The 13783-nt window shown below is 67.8% G+C and carries 13 protein-coding genes, 2 tRNA genes and 1 pseudogene; 7 read left to right on the top strand and 9 right to left on the bottom strand.

The window, feature by feature from the left end:
* The 7 genes from C5O18_RS01845 to C5O18_RS01815 form a co-directional block, all read right to left on the bottom strand.
* Positions 1–1378 (bottom strand): protein adenylyltransferase SelO (locus C5O18_RS01845; protein ID WP_105191171.1); only part of this gene is annotated, 1378 nt, incomplete at its 3' end.
* Between the two features lie 2 nt (positions 1379–1380).
* Positions 1381–2550 (bottom strand): acyl-CoA desaturase, encoded by a 1170-nt coding sequence (locus C5O18_RS01840; RefSeq protein ID WP_105191170.1) that lies wholly within the window; start codon positions 2548–2550, stop codon positions 1381–1383.
* A gap of 187 nt (positions 2551–2737) precedes the next feature.
* Positions 2738–3988 (bottom strand): serine hydrolase domain-containing protein, encoded by a 1251-nt coding sequence (locus C5O18_RS01835; RefSeq protein ID WP_105191169.1) that lies wholly within the window; start codon positions 3986–3988, stop codon positions 2738–2740.
* Between the two features lie 10 nt (positions 3989–3998).
* Positions 3999–4664 (bottom strand): DUF4282 domain-containing protein, encoded by a 666-nt coding sequence (locus C5O18_RS01830; protein ID WP_105191168.1) that lies wholly within the window; start codon positions 4662–4664, stop codon positions 3999–4001.
* Positions 4665–4718: 54 nt separating this feature from the next.
* On the bottom strand, positions 4719–5747 hold the full coding sequence (locus C5O18_RS01825; RefSeq protein WP_105191167.1) for a DUF2804 domain-containing protein: 1029 nt from the start codon (positions 5745–5747) through the stop codon (positions 4719–4721).
* Positions 5748–5750: 3 nt separating this feature from the next.
* The gene (locus tag C5O18_RS01820) at positions 5751–6038 is read right to left on the bottom strand and encodes a PA4642 family protein (RefSeq protein ID WP_105191172.1); all 288 of its coding nucleotides are present in this window, start codon (positions 6036–6038) and stop codon (positions 5751–5753) included.
* Between the two features lie 40 nt (positions 6039–6078).
* A complete protein-coding gene (locus C5O18_RS01815) occupies positions 6079–6975 on the bottom strand; it encodes an acyltransferase (protein WP_158249235.1) in 897 nt (298 codons plus the stop codon).
* Positions 6976–7253: 278 nt separating this feature from the next.
* Here C5O18_RS01815 and C5O18_RS01810 point away from each other — a divergent pair, with 278 nt between their 5' ends.
* Positions 7254–8438 carry a CaiB/BaiF CoA transferase family protein gene (locus tag C5O18_RS01810; protein WP_105191165.1) on the top strand — a complete coding sequence of 395 codons (1185 nt, stop codon included), beginning with the start codon at positions 7254–7256 and terminating at the stop codon, positions 8436–8438.
* Between the two features lie 130 nt (positions 8439–8568).
* Here C5O18_RS01810 and C5O18_RS01805 read toward each other — a convergent pair.
* Together C5O18_RS01805 and C5O18_RS01800 are read right to left on the bottom strand one after the other, a co-directional pair.
* Positions 8569–8655: transfer RNA gene (locus C5O18_RS01805), tRNA-Leu, on the bottom strand.
* 82 nt (positions 8656–8737) lie between these two features.
* Positions 8738–8811 (bottom strand) — tRNA-Cys (locus tag C5O18_RS01800).
* 232 nt (positions 8812–9043) lie between these two features.
* Here C5O18_RS01800 and gspE point away from each other — a divergent pair.
* From gspE to gspJ, 6 genes and pseudogenes are all read left to right on the top strand, one after another.
* Positions 9044–10555, top strand: a complete 1512-nt coding sequence (gene gspE, locus C5O18_RS01795; protein ID WP_277422134.1) for a type II secretion system ATPase GspE — start codon at positions 9044–9046, stop codon at positions 10553–10555.
* Complete coding sequence (gene gspF / locus C5O18_RS01790; protein ID WP_105191163.1) at positions 10555–11781, top strand: type II secretion system inner membrane protein GspF; 1227 nt, start codon at positions 10555–10557, stop codon at positions 11779–11781. The genes gspE and gspF overlap by 1 nt, the downstream gene beginning before the upstream one ends.
* A gap of 32 nt (positions 11782–11813) precedes the next feature.
* Positions 11814–12257: a type II secretion system major pseudopilin GspG gene (gene gspG / locus C5O18_RS01785; RefSeq protein ID WP_105191162.1), complete on the top strand. Its 444-nt coding sequence runs from the start codon at positions 11814–11816 to the stop codon at positions 12255–12257.
* Positions 12254–12811, top strand: a complete 558-nt coding sequence (gene gspH / locus C5O18_RS01780) for a type II secretion system minor pseudopilin GspH (protein ID WP_105191161.1) — start codon at positions 12254–12256, stop codon at positions 12809–12811. Before gspG ends, gspH begins: the two co-directional genes overlap by 4 nt.
* Positions 12768–13028: pseudogene (gene gspI, locus C5O18_RS11100) on the top strand (type II secretion system minor pseudopilin GspI); the annotation flags it as partial. The gene gspH and the pseudogene gspI, both read left to right, overlap by 44 nt.
* A gap of 145 nt (positions 13029–13173) precedes the next feature.
* Positions 13174–13783 (top strand): type II secretion system minor pseudopilin GspJ (gspJ, locus tag C5O18_RS10790; protein WP_146089172.1); only part of this gene is annotated, 610 nt, incomplete at its 3' end.

Here is a 13783-nt window from a genome sequence, read left to right as displayed (position 1 = left end):
GTGGCGTGAACGGGTTCTGCACCACCTGCAGCAGTTCCTCCAGACGTGCCGTGTCGCCCTTGTTCGCATCCGTGATGGCCAGCTCGGCCAGATAGTTCCGCAACACGTAGCAGGGGTTGACCGCCTGCATGTCGGCCATGCGCCGGGCTTCGTCGCGTCCCTCGCGCGCCAGCCGCTCGCGGTAGCGCCGCAGCCAGGCCTCGGCGGCTTCCTTCTGCTCGCCCCAGGTCTGCGCCACGCCGGCCAGCAGGTCATCCACGGTCGATTCCGACAGCGCGCGGAAGCTGCGCGGCAGGTCGCGCCGGCCTTTCTGCAGCAGGTCCAGCCAGTCCTGCACCAGCTGGCGGTCATCGTCCTCGCGCGTGCGCAGGCCGAGGCGTGCGCGCATGCCGTCATCGTAGTGCGCGATCAGCGCCGGCTCGTAACGCAGCAGGCATTCCTTCAGCGCCGGCACCGGAATCAGCGGCGACAGCGCATGCGCCAGCGCGTTCAGGTTCCACAGGCCGATCGACGGCTGCATGTGCCAGGCGTAGCGGCCGCTGTGGTCGGAGTGGTTGCAGATGTGGAAGGGGTCGTAGGCCTCGAGGAAGCCGTAGGGCCCGAAGTCCAGTGTCTGCCCGCTGATGGAGAAGTTGTCGGTGTTCATGACCCCGTGCGCGAAGCCGACACACTGCCACTGCGCCATCAGTCGCGCGGTGCGCTCGACGATGCCGGCGAGCAGCGCCTGGTAGGGCTCCGGCTGGTCGCGGCATTCCGGGTAGTGGCGATCGATCACGTAGTCCGCCAGTACCGGCAGCAGGGCGTGATGCCCGGCGTGGTGCAGCCACTCGAAATGGCCGAAGCGGATGTGGCTGTCGGCTACGCGCAGCAGGGTGGCGCCGGTCTCTACGCCTTCGCGGCGCACCGGCTCGTCCGAGCCGACCAGCGCCAGCGCCCGTGTCGTCGGCACGCCCAGCGCGTGCAGGGCCTCGCCGGCCAGGTATTCGCGCACGCTGGAGCGCAGCACGGCGCGGCCGTCGCCCATGCGCGAGAACGGCGTCGGGCCGCTGCCCTTGAGGTGCAGGTCAAGCCGCTGTCCGCCCGGCGCCAGGATTTCGCCCAGCAACAGGCCGCGGCCGTCACCCAGGTCGGGGTTCCAAACACCGAACTGGTGCCCGCCGTATTTCATGGCGACCGGATCGGCGCCCGGCCACACGGCATGGCCGGAGAGACCGGCCAGTGCTTCCGGAGACGACCACCAGGCGGCATCCAGCCCGAGCTCGTCGAGCAGCGGACGGTTCAGTGACAGCAGGCGGGGATTGCGCAGCGGGGAGGGCGCCTGCCGGCGCCAGAGCGGCTCCGGCAGGCGGATGTAGCTGTTGTCGAACGCGGGCAGCACGCTCAGGCGGCGACCTGCGCGGTCAGCAGGCGCAGGCGCTTGCGCTGCATCTTGAGGCGGTACTCGATTTCCTGGAAGCGGGTGCGGAAGCTGGCTTCTTCCCACTTGTGCAGGAGCTGTTCCTTCTTCTCGGCGTACCAGGTTTCCTTGAGCTTGCTCCAGTCATTGAGCACCTGCGTGAAGTGCTCGTACTCCTGGGCCAGCTTGGCGCGCCAGGCTTCCAGCTGGGCATGGCCGGCAGCCTGCAGCGAGAGCTTGGCCTCGGCCTGCTTGAACTGCATGGTCAGCTTGGCCTTCTCGATGGCGAACTCCGGGCAGCGCTTCAGGTTGCGCGTGACGCCGATCCACGACATGGAGGCGATCAGCCACTTGGTCGGGTCGAACTGGTACCAGCGGATGCCGTTGCGGTAGTCGTACTGGAAGATGTGGTGATAGTTGTGGTAGCCCTCGCCGTAGGTGAACAGCGCCAGCACCGGGTTGTCGCGGGCGGTGTTCTCGTCGGTGTACGGGCGGCTGCCCCACATGTGCGCCAGCGAGTTGATGAAGAAGGTCGTGTGGTGGCTCCAGACCAGGCGGAACAGGCCGCCGAGCAACACCACGCCCCACAGGTCGCCGACCATGAGGCCGATGGCGACCGGCACGCCGAAGTTCATCAGCAGCACCAGCGGCAGGTAGTGCTTGTGCTGGAACATGACGATGGGGTCGTTGAGCAGGTCCGGCGCGTTGCGGAAGTCTTCCTTGCCCGACTCGTAGTGGCGCAGCATCCAGCCGATGTGCGAGAACCAGAAGCCGCGCTTCACCGAGTACGGGTCGTGGTCGATGTCATCGACATGGCGGTGGTGCGTGCGGTGGCTCGAGGCCCAGACCAGGATGCTGTTCTGCGTCGCCATGGTGCCGAAGAGCATGAAGAACAGGCGCAGCGACCAGTGTGCCTCGTAGGCGCGGTGGGCCCACAGGCGGTGGTAGCCGCCGGTGATGGAAATGCCGTTGAGGGCGCTGAGCACCACGAAGCTGACCCAGGCGGCGGTGCTGTAGTCGTTGAACCAGGCGTACAGCGGCACCAGGATCAGCGCCAGGATGGGGGTCGAGAGCAGCACGCTGGCGGCCAGCCAGTTGACCGGATTGTGCCGGGCGGTGCCTTCGGCGACTGGCGCCGCGACGTCAGTGGACATGGAAGCGAATCCTCTTGAAAACGTACTCAGTGAATGACTGTTCACACATTTTCGATTATACCGTTACCGGATGACCGTCGTAAATTTCCCGACAGGCGGTGATGCGGCATTTTCATTTCCTGATGTTTCGGCACGCCTGGACGGCGCCGGCGGCAAGGCTTTGCCGCTGCCGCCGGGCATGCCGGTCTCACTGGCGCGGGAGCTGGAACGACAGCGTGGCCAGCAGCTTGCCCAGCGCCGCCAGATGCGTGCCCAGCACCGGCTTGCCCGAGGTCAGCAGCGACACCGAGATGTCACGCTCCGGGTCGGCCCAGCAGAAGATGTTGGAGAAGCCGAGATGACCGAAGGCGCGCCCGGTCATGGGGCCGTAGAGGCCGACCGGATTGCCGCCCAGCATCATGCCGTGGCTGTAGCGCAGCGGCGCCAGCAGGGTGCCGTCGAACTGCGGCTTGCCGGCTTCCAGCGTGGCGCGGCGGATGGTCAGCGGGTCGAACACGCGCACACCGTCCAGTTCGCCGCCGCGCAGCAGCAGCTCGAAGAAGCGGCCGGCCTCCTCTGCGGTGGCGAAGATGTTGCCGGCCGGGCAGATGATGTCCATGAAGCGCGGGTCGTTGGTGACGTCGACCACGGTGTCGAGGTCGCCGCCGAGCGCGTTCTTCAGGAACCAGTCCACCGCCAGCACCGGCTTCAGGCCGGTGGCGTAGCCGATGGCCTCGCGGCCCCGATGCTCCGGCTTCAGGCCGTAGTTGAAGTAGGTCATGCCCAGCGGCTCCTGCACGGTCTTGCGCAGGTATTCGCGGGCATCTTCCCCGGTCGCGGCGCGGATCAGTTCGCCGAGGATGTAGCCGCCGGTGACCGCGTGGTAGGCGGCGCGGTGGCCGCTGCGACTGGCCGGCCTGGCGTTGAACAGGATATCGACCACTTTCGGCGTGTCGAACAGCAGCTCGACATCGAAGTCGCCCTCGATGGTCGGAATGCCGGCGCGGTGCGCCAGGATGTGGGCGATGGTGACGTGCTTCTTGCCGTTGGCGGCGAACGCCGGCAGGTAGTGCGAAACCGGTGCCAGCAGGTCGAGCTGGTGGGTCTCGGCGAGCTTGTGCACCAGCATGGCGGTGACCACCTTGGAGGCCGAGAACAGGCACATGGGCGTGTCCGGCGTGGCCAGCTGCTTCGGGGTGTCCGGCGTGTCCCCGGGGCCGTTGCCGATGCGGTGGCCGATGGCGCGGTTGAGCACGACCTGGCCGTGGCGGCGCAGGCAGAAGGTGATGGCCGGCGAAATGCCGGTGGCATAGAGGCCTTCGACCGCCCGCCAGATGCGCTGCTTGCGCGCCTCGTCGAGGCCGGCGGCCTGCGGATCGGCCTCGGCGGCGGGGTCGTAGCTGGTGACGCCGGCCAGATCGCGGGGCACGCGGCAGGTGTTGGTGGACAGCAGTTTCACGATGGCAGGCTCACTTCGCGGGTGGATTCTGGTTGCCGGCATCGCCGCGCGGCGGCGCATCGGCGCGGGGGTCGGTCTTGGAGAAGGACATCAGCCGGGAAAACCAGTTGCCGCCGTTCATGAGCTCGCCGAGCTTGTCGACCGTGGGGCGGATGCCGGCCAGCCGGTGCACATCTTCCGACATGCGGAACACCACCAGCAGGAACTCGGTGGCGGCGCGGCAGGCCGAGGCCCACACCAGCACCGCGAAGGGGGAGGCGAGCAGGAAGGTCAGGCCGCGGCCGGCGCTGTCACCGAAGGCATCCCAGACCAGTTGACCGATGACGCCGATGCCGCCGATCACCAGCACCACGTACAGCAGCGGCAGCAGCTGCACGGTCAGGTAGCGGGTGAAGCGCAGGTCGAAGAGGATGCGGAAGTAATCGCGCACCAGTTCCGGCAGGCCCTCGGCCGGTCGCGCCGGCGCCGTGATGCGCGGCAGCCGCGCCTTGCCGCGAGCCGGCTTGTGCTGCTGCGCCGGCTGCGGGCCCTGCCGGTGGCGGGCTTCGGCGCGCTTCGGCGGGTCTGTCGCCGGGCGACCCTCGCCACGCTCGGGGTGGCCGGCCGGCAGGCGGCGTTCGGGGTTGCGGCCCGGTCTGGGCTGCCCGGAGGTCTGGTCCGGCTGCTGGTCCGACATGGGTGATGCCTCCTGCGGGTTGTGCCTGGTGATATCCGGATCGATGCCGTGCGCTTACCAGCGCACGAACTGGTCCTCGACGAAACCGCTGAGTCCGTGCACCGGATACTCCCGGCCGCCGACGCGCAGCTGGCCGTCGAAGCGGCCGAAGACCTGGCGAAAATTGCTCGCGATCAGGCCGAGGTTGAGGCGCTCCTGGTACAGGCCCAGCGGCGTGAAGCGCAGGTCCACGGCGTCGTCGAGGGTGGTGACATGCCAGGGCGCGAGCACGTCCTCGCGGTGGAAGTCGAAGCTGGCGCCGGCCACGGGAACCAGCGCGCCATCGAGCCACAGGCAGTTCTCGCTGTGGGTGGTCTCGTTGACGCCGCAGGAGATGTTCAGTCCCAGCGCCACCGGGCGGCCGTCGCTGCCGCTGCTGAGACCGGACAGGCAGGCCCAGTTCCAGAAGGTTTCGCGGCGCATGTAGCCGCAGGAGAAATCGTGGTGGCCCATGGCGCCCAGCGTCCGCAGGTCGTGGCGGATGCCGCGCCAGGTCAGGTGGCCGGTGAGCGGCAGGCCGGCGGTCTTGTTGGCGTAGACCCAGCCCTGATAGCCGGCGCGCGTGCACAGCGACATGGGTTCGAAAGCGGTCTCGGCCATGTCGGCCTCGATTTCCAGCTCGTCGCCGACACGCACCGACAGCGACTTGCCGCGTGGCGATTCGCGGTAGTGCTGGCTGGCTTCGACATCGCCACCGCGGAAGTGGCTGCGGCCGGCTACCGGGTTGTCGGCCAGCGTCATGCCCCAGTGCCCGGGACGCTTCAGCGAGCGCTTGAAGATCTCGCCGGTGGCAGTGTCGACGACATAGACGAAGACACTGTTGGAGTGGCCGAGGTCGACCAGCGCGCAGCCGAAGATCAGGGTGTCGCTCATGCCGCCGAAGTACTGGAACTGCTTGTAGCCGAGCTCGCGGGCGAGGGCACCGCGCGCGCGGCCGAAGGCGTCGCGGCCGGCATCGGCGCGGCCGTCGGCGTGGCGCAGGCTGTCGCTGAAGCGGCCGAAGCGCGGTTCGTCGTCCTGCAGCAGATGCCCGGGCGTCAGCATGGCTCAGGCGGCCGTGTCGTCGAGCAGCTGCACGAAGGCGGCGGACTGCGGGTGGCTGGCGATGACATCGCGCAGGCGCTGGCCGTCGGCGTTGCGGGCCTCGATGTCGCGGCCGGCCTCGAGGAAGTAGCCGAGGAAGCGCGCGAAGTCATCCGCGCGCATGTGCTTGTAGGCCGTGTAGAGCACGTGGAAGTCGGCGTTGTCGCCGGCCGGGGGCTGACGGTCGAGGTAGCCGCGCACGCGCTCGTCGGACCAGTCTTCACCAAATTTTGCAGGTTGCGAAACACCCATGTCACTCACCAGGAACAGATTGATTTGAAAGTGTGCGCCGTCATGAACGCAGCAGCGCATCCAGCCTATTGTCCTTGTCCGCCCACAGGCTGCCAACCCATGACTGGAACTCGTTGCGGTAGGCCTCGTCGTTTTCGTAGCTGCTGAGACAGAAATGGGCGGGAATCTCGCGCACCGAGACCTCGATGATGATCCTGCGCACGCGTCCGCGGCAGAAATCCCAGAAGCTGGGAATGCCGTCCGGATAGGCGATGGTCATGTCCAGCAGCGACTCCATGCGCGTGCCCAGGGCGCTGAGCACGAAGGCGGCGCCGGCCGACTTGGGGCGCAGCAGGTGCCGGTAGGGAGATGCGGTGGCGGCGTGCTTGCCCGGGGTGATGCGGGTGCCTTCGAGGTAGCTCATGACGCTGACCGGATAGCCCTGGTACTTGGCGCAGGCCGCGCGCGTGGTCTCCAGGTCCTTGCCGCGCAGCTGCGGCTTCTTTGCCAGCAGCTCCTTGCTGTAGCGCTTCATGAACGGGTAGTCGAGCGCGTACACGGCCAGACCGACCACCGGCACATAGAGCAGCTCCTGCTTGATGAAGATCTTCAGCGGCGGCACGCGCCGGTTGAGGGCGTGGAAGACGGCGAGGATGTCGACCCAGCACTGGTGGTTGGCGACCACGAAGTACCACTGGTCGCGACGCAGCCCGTCGAGGCCGCGGATGTCCCAGTCGATGCGTGGCAGCAGGCGGAAGATGCCGCCGTTGAGCGCGGTCCAGTTCTCCTGGAATGCGGCCATGGTGCGGCGCACGGCCGGCGCCAGCGGTGGCGCGAGCAGCGCCAGCAGTTTCAGCGGACTGAACAGCAGGATGACAATGGCGTGCAGCACGGTGTTGGCGATGAGCAGGGTGCCGACGATGAATCCCAGCAGGGGCGCGGGCAGGAATGACAGCATGAACGACATCCTTAGACAGGGGAGATGCCGCTGCCGGCGGCCGCCCGGCGGGCGACGCGTGAAGGCGCGGTGCCGGTCCAGTATGGGACCGCCGTACCACTGTCCGCAAGCCGGCCCGGCACGGCTTCCGATGAGTGTTGCGGTCAACCAATCGAGCATTATGGTCATTGGCAGGCACCGGCACAGGCGCTAGCCTCACGACCAGCCGGTCACGATCTGTCCGGCATGCATTCAGGCCGCCGCTCGAGCGCCGCCATCTACAAGTCAGGAGTCATGCAATGCCCGGTCCCCTCGCTGGTCTCAAGGTCCTCGATTTCTCCACCCTGCTGCCCGGGCCGTTCGCCACCATGATGCTGGCCGACCTCGGCGCCGACGTGCTGCGCGTGGAGTCCCCGAGCCGGCCGGACATGGTGCGCATGATGCCGCCGATCAGCAGCGATGGTAATTCCGCCGCTCACGGCTACCTGAACCGTTCCAAGCGCTCCATCGCCGTCGACCTGAAGACGCCGGAGGGGCTGGAGGTGGTGCGCCGCCTGGTGCGCGAGTACGACATCGTCATCGAGCAGTTCCGCCCCGGCGTCATGGACCGCCTGGGCGCCGGCTACGAGGCGCTGAGCGCCATCAATCCGGGGCTGATCTACTGCTCGATCACCGGCTACGGCCAGACCGGCCCGTACAAGGACCGCGCCGGCCACGACATGAACTACCTCGCCATCGCCGGCGTGCTCGGCTACAACGGCCGCAAGGCCAGCGGCCCGGGACCGATCGCCGTGCAGGTGGCCGATGTCGCCGGCGGCTCCTGCCATGCCGTGATCGGCATCCTCGCCGCCGTGCTGCACCGCGGCCGCACCGGCGAAGGCCAGTACATCGATGTGTCCATGACCGATGCCGCCTTCAGCATGCACGCGCTGACCGCGCCGGGCGCGCTCATGGGCGGCGACGCGCCGGCGCTGGAGAACACCCAGCTCAACGGCGGCTCTTTCTATGACTGCTACGAGACCGCCGACGGTCGTCATTTCTCCGTGGGCGGCCTGGAGCCGCAGTTCTTCATGCAGTTCTGCGCCGCCATCGGTCGTCCGGAGCTGGCGCCGCAGGGCCTGGACCTGCGCCCGGCCAGTGTGGCCGCGCTGAAGCAGGAAATCCGCGCGGAAATGAAGAAGAAGACCTGGGCCGAGTGGTCGCAGGTGTTCGCCGCCCTCGACTCCTGCACCGAGCCGGTGCTGACCTTCGCCGAGGCCGCGGCGCATCCGCACGCGGTCGCGCGCGAGCTGATCGTGCAGGTGCCGCAGCTCGACGGCAGCGTGCAGCCGCAGCTGGCGTCGCCGATCAAGTTCTCGCGTTCGCAGCCGCGCTATGACTACAGCGGTGTCAGCCTGGGCACGCACACCAACGAGGTGCTGCGCGAAGCCGGCTTCAGCGACGAGGAGATCGCCGCCGCGCGGGCGCGCAACGCCGTGGCCTGAGCAGCCTCTCTTAATATGCATGCCTGGAAAGGCCGGACAGGAATGTCCGGCCTTTTCGCATTTGCGGGCGGGGCGGGGCATGCATGGCCTGGTGGTGCCGGCCTGAAACGGCGCACATGAAACGACGCAATGGTGCCCGGGACCGGGGTCGAACCGGTACGACCGCGAGGTCGGGAGATTTTAAGTCTCCTGTGTCTACCAATTTCACCACCCGGGCGGGCAGGGACGGATGTCGCGACTGCGGCGATGGATCATCGCTGCGGTATCCGTGGCGGCAGGGCGTCACGGACGGGGGGATTTGGAGGCTGAGGTCGGAATTGAACCGGCGTACGCGGAGTTGCAGTCCGCTGCATAACCACTCTGCCACCCAGCCATAGGTGTGGAGCTCCCTCGCGGGAGGCCGGCATGATAGCCATCCGGCCGAGCGAGCGTCAACCGATGGGCAGCGCCTGATTGCTCGTGTTTTCGGCAGTTGCACGCGGATTCTGGCAAGGATTAATAATTGCGATACAGACTCTCACTGTCGGGCTACAGGGGCTTGCAGTAGACTGGCCGCCAATCTCTCTCAAGCCTATATGGGTGCACGACTGATGATGTCTGCGACATTGCCCGATTCCGACCTCGAACCCGCCTGGCCGCAGCCGGCGCAGGCGACCCGCCTGCCGTACAGCTTCGCCAAGCGCCACGGACTGGTGCTGCAGATCGAATCCGAGGACAACTGGTGCCTGCTGGCGCGCCCCGACTGGAAGCTGAGCGCGCTGGCCGAGGCCCGGCGCCTGCTCGGCCGCCCGCTGTACTGCCGCCCGGTGTCGGAGCAGCAGTTCAACGAGGCGCTGTCGCGCAGCTACCAGGGCGATGCCGGCGACTCCATGCAGGCCGCCGAGGGCATCGGCGACCAGATCGATCTGGAAAAGCTCGCCGACCTGGTGCCCGAGACCGAAGACCTCATGGACCAGGAGGATGACGCGCCCATCATCCGCCTGATCAACGCCATTCTCCAGGAAGCGGTGCGCGAGAACGCCTCCGACATCCATATCGAGACCTTCGAGCGCCGCCTGTCGGTGCGCCTGCGCGTCGACGGCGTGCTGCGCGAGGTGCTGCAGCCCCGGCGCGAGCTGGCGCCGCTGCTGGTGTCGCGCATCAAGGTCATGGCGCGCCTGGACATCGCCGAGAAGCGCGTGCCGCAGGATGGCCGCATCTCGGTCAAGCTCGCCGGCCGCGAGGTCGACGTGCGTGTCTCCACCATGCCGTCCAGTGCCGGCGAGCGCGTGGTGCTGCGTCTGCTCGACAAGCAGGCCGGCCGCCTCAACCTGTCGGCCCTGGGCCTGACCCCGCGCGACCACCACGAGCTGCGCGAGCTGATCGCCAAGCCGCACGGCATCCTGCTGGTCACCGGTCCCACCGGTTCGGGCAAGACCACCTCGCTGTACGCGTCGCTGACCGAGCTCAACGACCATTCGCGCAATATCCTCACCGTCGAGGACCCGATCGAGTACCAGCTCGACGGCATCGGCCAGACCCAGGTCAACACCAAGGTCGACATGACCTTCGCGCGTGGCCTGCGCGCCATCCTGCGCCAGGACCCGGACGTGGTCATGGTTGGTGAAATCCGCGACCGCGAGACCGCCGAGATCGCCGTGCAGGCCTCGCTCACCGGTCACCTGGTGCTGTCGACGCTGCACACCAACTCGGCGGTGGGCGCGGTCACGCGTCTGGTCGATATGGGCGTCGAACCCTTCCTGCTGTCGTCGTCGCTGATCGGCGTGGTGGCGCAGCGCCTGGTGCGCGTGCTCTGCCCGTCGTGCCGCGAGGCGCACCCGGCCGATCACGCCGAATGCGAGCTGCTCGGCGCCGATCCGGCGCATCCGCCGCTGATCTACCGAGCCACCGGCTGCGCGTCCTGCAACCATCGCGGCTACAAAGGACGCACGGGCATCTACGAAGTGGTGAGCATCAATGATAACCTCAGGCGCCTCATTCATGAGCGCGGCCTGGAGCAGGAGCTGGAATCCGCCGCCCGCGCTCAGGGTCCCAGCATTCGCAGCGACGGCATGACCAAGGTCCTGGCCGGAATCACGTCACTTGATGAGGTGCTGCGCGTAACACGAGAAGATTGATGCCGGCTTTCGACTATGTGGGTGTGGATGCGCGCGGCAAGCGCCTGAAGGGCATCATCGATGCCGACAGCCAGCGTCACGCCAGACAGCTCCTACGCGAGCAGGGGCTGGTGCCCACCAAGGTCGAGCAGGCGGTCGACAGCAAGGCGTCCGGCAAGGGCGGCCTGTCGGCACTGAGCTTCCTGCAGCCGGGCCTGAGCGCCCAGGACCTGGCGCTGATCACGCGCCAGCTCGCCACGCTGGTGCAGGCCGGCCTGACCATCGACGACGGCTTGCGCTCGGTGGCCCAGCAATCCGAGAAGCCTGCGGTGCGGCGCCTGCTCACTGCCGTGCGCGCCCGCGTCATCGAAGGCTACAGCCTGGCGCAGAGCCTGGCCGATTTCCCGCACGCGTTTCCGTCGCTGTACCGCGCCACCGTCGCCGCCGGCGAGCGGGCAGGGCACCTGGATCTGGTGCTGAACCGCCTCGCCGACTACACCGAATCCCGCTACGAGACCCGCCGCAAGGTGCAGGGCGCGCTGATCTATCCCGCCATCCTGACCGTGCTGTCGTTGCTGATCGTGGTCGGCCTGCTGACCTACGTGGTGCCCGACATCGTCAAGGTGTTCGACAACCAGGGTCAGGAGCTGCCGCTGATCACCAAGCTGCTGATCGCCACCAGCGACTTCCTGCGCAGCTCCCTGGGCCTGCTGGTGGCCGCGTTCGCCGCCGCGGCCTTCGTGGCCTGGCGCCTGCTGCAGAAACCGGAGATCCGCTACCGCTGGCATGCCTTCCAGCTGCGCCTGCCGGTGGCCGGACGACTGATCCGCGATGCCCAGGCCTCCCGCTTCGTCAGCACGCTCGGCATTCTCACCCGCAGCGGTGTACCCTTGGTCGATGCCCTGCGCATTGCCGCCGAGGTCGTCGACAGCATGCCCATGCGCGAAGCCGTGACCCTGGCCGCCGACCGCGTCACCGAGGGTGGCCGGCTGGCGCCGGCGCTGGAGCAGTCCGGCCGCTTCCCGCCCATGATGACCAACATGATCGCCAGCGGCGAGGCCAGCGGCGAGCTCGACGACATGCTCATGCGCACCGGGCAGATGCAGGAGCGGCAGCTGACCGGCAGCATCGCGACGCTGGTCGGCCTGTTCGAACCCATGATGCTGCTGATGATGGCGGGCGTGGTGCTGGTCATCGTGCTGGCCATCATGCTGCCCATCGTGCAGATGAACAATCTGGTCAACTGACCGAACCGATTCGAGAAAACGAGGAGTTCCCCATGCGTTCCGTCATCCGTCAGCGGGCCCAGGCACCGCGAGCCCAGGCCGGCTTCACGCTCATCGAGGTCATGGTGGTGGTGGCCATCATCGGTATCCTGGCGCTGATCATCGTGCCCAACGTGGTCGGCAAGGATGACCAGGCGCGCGTGACCTCGACCAAGGCCAGCCTCAGCTCCGTGGCCAATGCCCTGGAGCTGTACAAGCTCGACAACTACCGCTACCCGAGCACGGAAGAGGGTCTGGACGCGCTCGTGCACCGCTCGCCGGAGGCGCGCGTGTTCCCCAGCGGCGGCTATCTGAAGAAGACCCCGGTCGATGCCTGGGAGAACCCCATGCAGTATGTGGCGCCGGGCAGCAACGGCAAGTCCTATGACCTGTACTCGCTGGGTGCCGACAACGCCGAAGGCGGCGAAGGCTACGCGGCGGATATCTATTTCGAATGATCCCCGCGCGGGCGGGCCGGCGCAGTGACCGGCAGGGCTTCACGCTGATCGAGGTCCTGCTGGTCATCGTGCTGATCGGCGTGCTCACAGGCATCGCCGTGGTCAGCCTCAACCCCTCCGATCCGGCGCGCCGCCTGCATCAGGAGCGCGAGCGCCTGCAGGCGCAGATCCACTACGCGCGCCTGTTCGCCGAGTCGGAGCAGATCGAGGTCGGCGTGCGGCTGCGCGCCGGCGGCTACGATTTCCTGCGTTTCAGCCGCCAGCAGCGCGACTGGCAGCCGCTGACCGGCGATGTGGTGCTGAAGCCGCATCGCACGCCGGGCATCGGCTATGGCTGGCGCGATGCCGTGGAGACGCCGGGCCTGCGCCTGCAGCGACCGAAGGACGATGCCCTGGTGCCCGACATGCTGCTCATGTCCAGCGGAGAGGCCACGCCGGGCACCATCGAGATCGGCTCGCTGGATGACGAGCGCGTGGCGCCGCTGGGCCTGTCGGTGACAGACCTCGGCGATGCCTGGCCGGCGGAGGATGACCGTGCGCAGACGACACGCTGAACGCGGCTTCACGCTGATCGAGATCCTGGTGGCGCTGGCCATCTTCGGCGTCGTCTCGCTGACGCTGCTGACCCAGTCGCGCGAGCAGACGCGCCAGGCCGCCAGCCTGGAGGACCGCCTGCTGGCGCACTGGGTGGCGAGCAACACGCTGACCGAGCTGCAGACCGGCGGCGGCCTGCCCGATCTGGGCAAGCAGGAGAGCAGCACGGTCATGGCCGGTCGCGANCACGCCGAGCACCGATGTGCGCAGCCTGGAGATCCAGGTCATGTCCTACGATCCGCTGACCAATCAGCAGAGCGATGCGCTGGTGACGCTGGTCGGCTTCGTCGGCCGCAGCGGCACGCGCAGGGGAGGCTGAGCCATGCGCGAACGCGGCTTCACCCTGATCGAGCTGCTGGTGGCCATGGTGATCATGGCACTGATGAGCCTGGGCGCCTTCAACTTCCTGTCCAGCACCAGTCGTTCGGCCGAGCATCTGGGCGAGCGCCAGCGTGACCTGCTGGCGCTGGAGCGGCTGCAGGCGGTGATCGCCAGCGACCTGTCGCAATGGGTGGACCGGCCCATCCGCGACGAGCTCGGCGACTCTCTGCCTTCGTTCGTGCTCGCCACCGACGGCTCTCTGGAGTTCACCCGGCGCGGGCTCAGCAACCCGCTCGACAAGCAGCGCAGCGACCTGTTGCGCGTGCGCTACGAGATCCGCGACCAGCGCGTGTGGCGGCTGACCTGGATGACCTTGGACCGTCTGCCGGGCATGAAGCCGGTGGCGGCGCCGCTGGGGCCCAGGGGCATGACCGTGGGCTGGCGCGTGCGCGGCAGCGCCAGCGCGCGCGTCGAGTCGGTCTGGCCCTCGGTCAGCTCCGGCGCCACCGGCCAGAGCCGCAGCGTGCTGACCCAGGGCGCACCGCAGCTGGTCGAACTGCGCCTGAACATGGCGCCCTGGGGCGATATCCGCCGACTTTACTGGATGCCCG

The organism is Amnimonas aquatica, assembly GCF_002943415.1.
GTDB classification, from domain to species: domain Bacteria; phylum Pseudomonadota; class Gammaproteobacteria; order Pseudomonadales; family Moraxellaceae; genus Perlucidibaca; species Perlucidibaca aquatica_A.
This window is presented reverse-complemented; position numbering and strand designations above follow the sequence as displayed.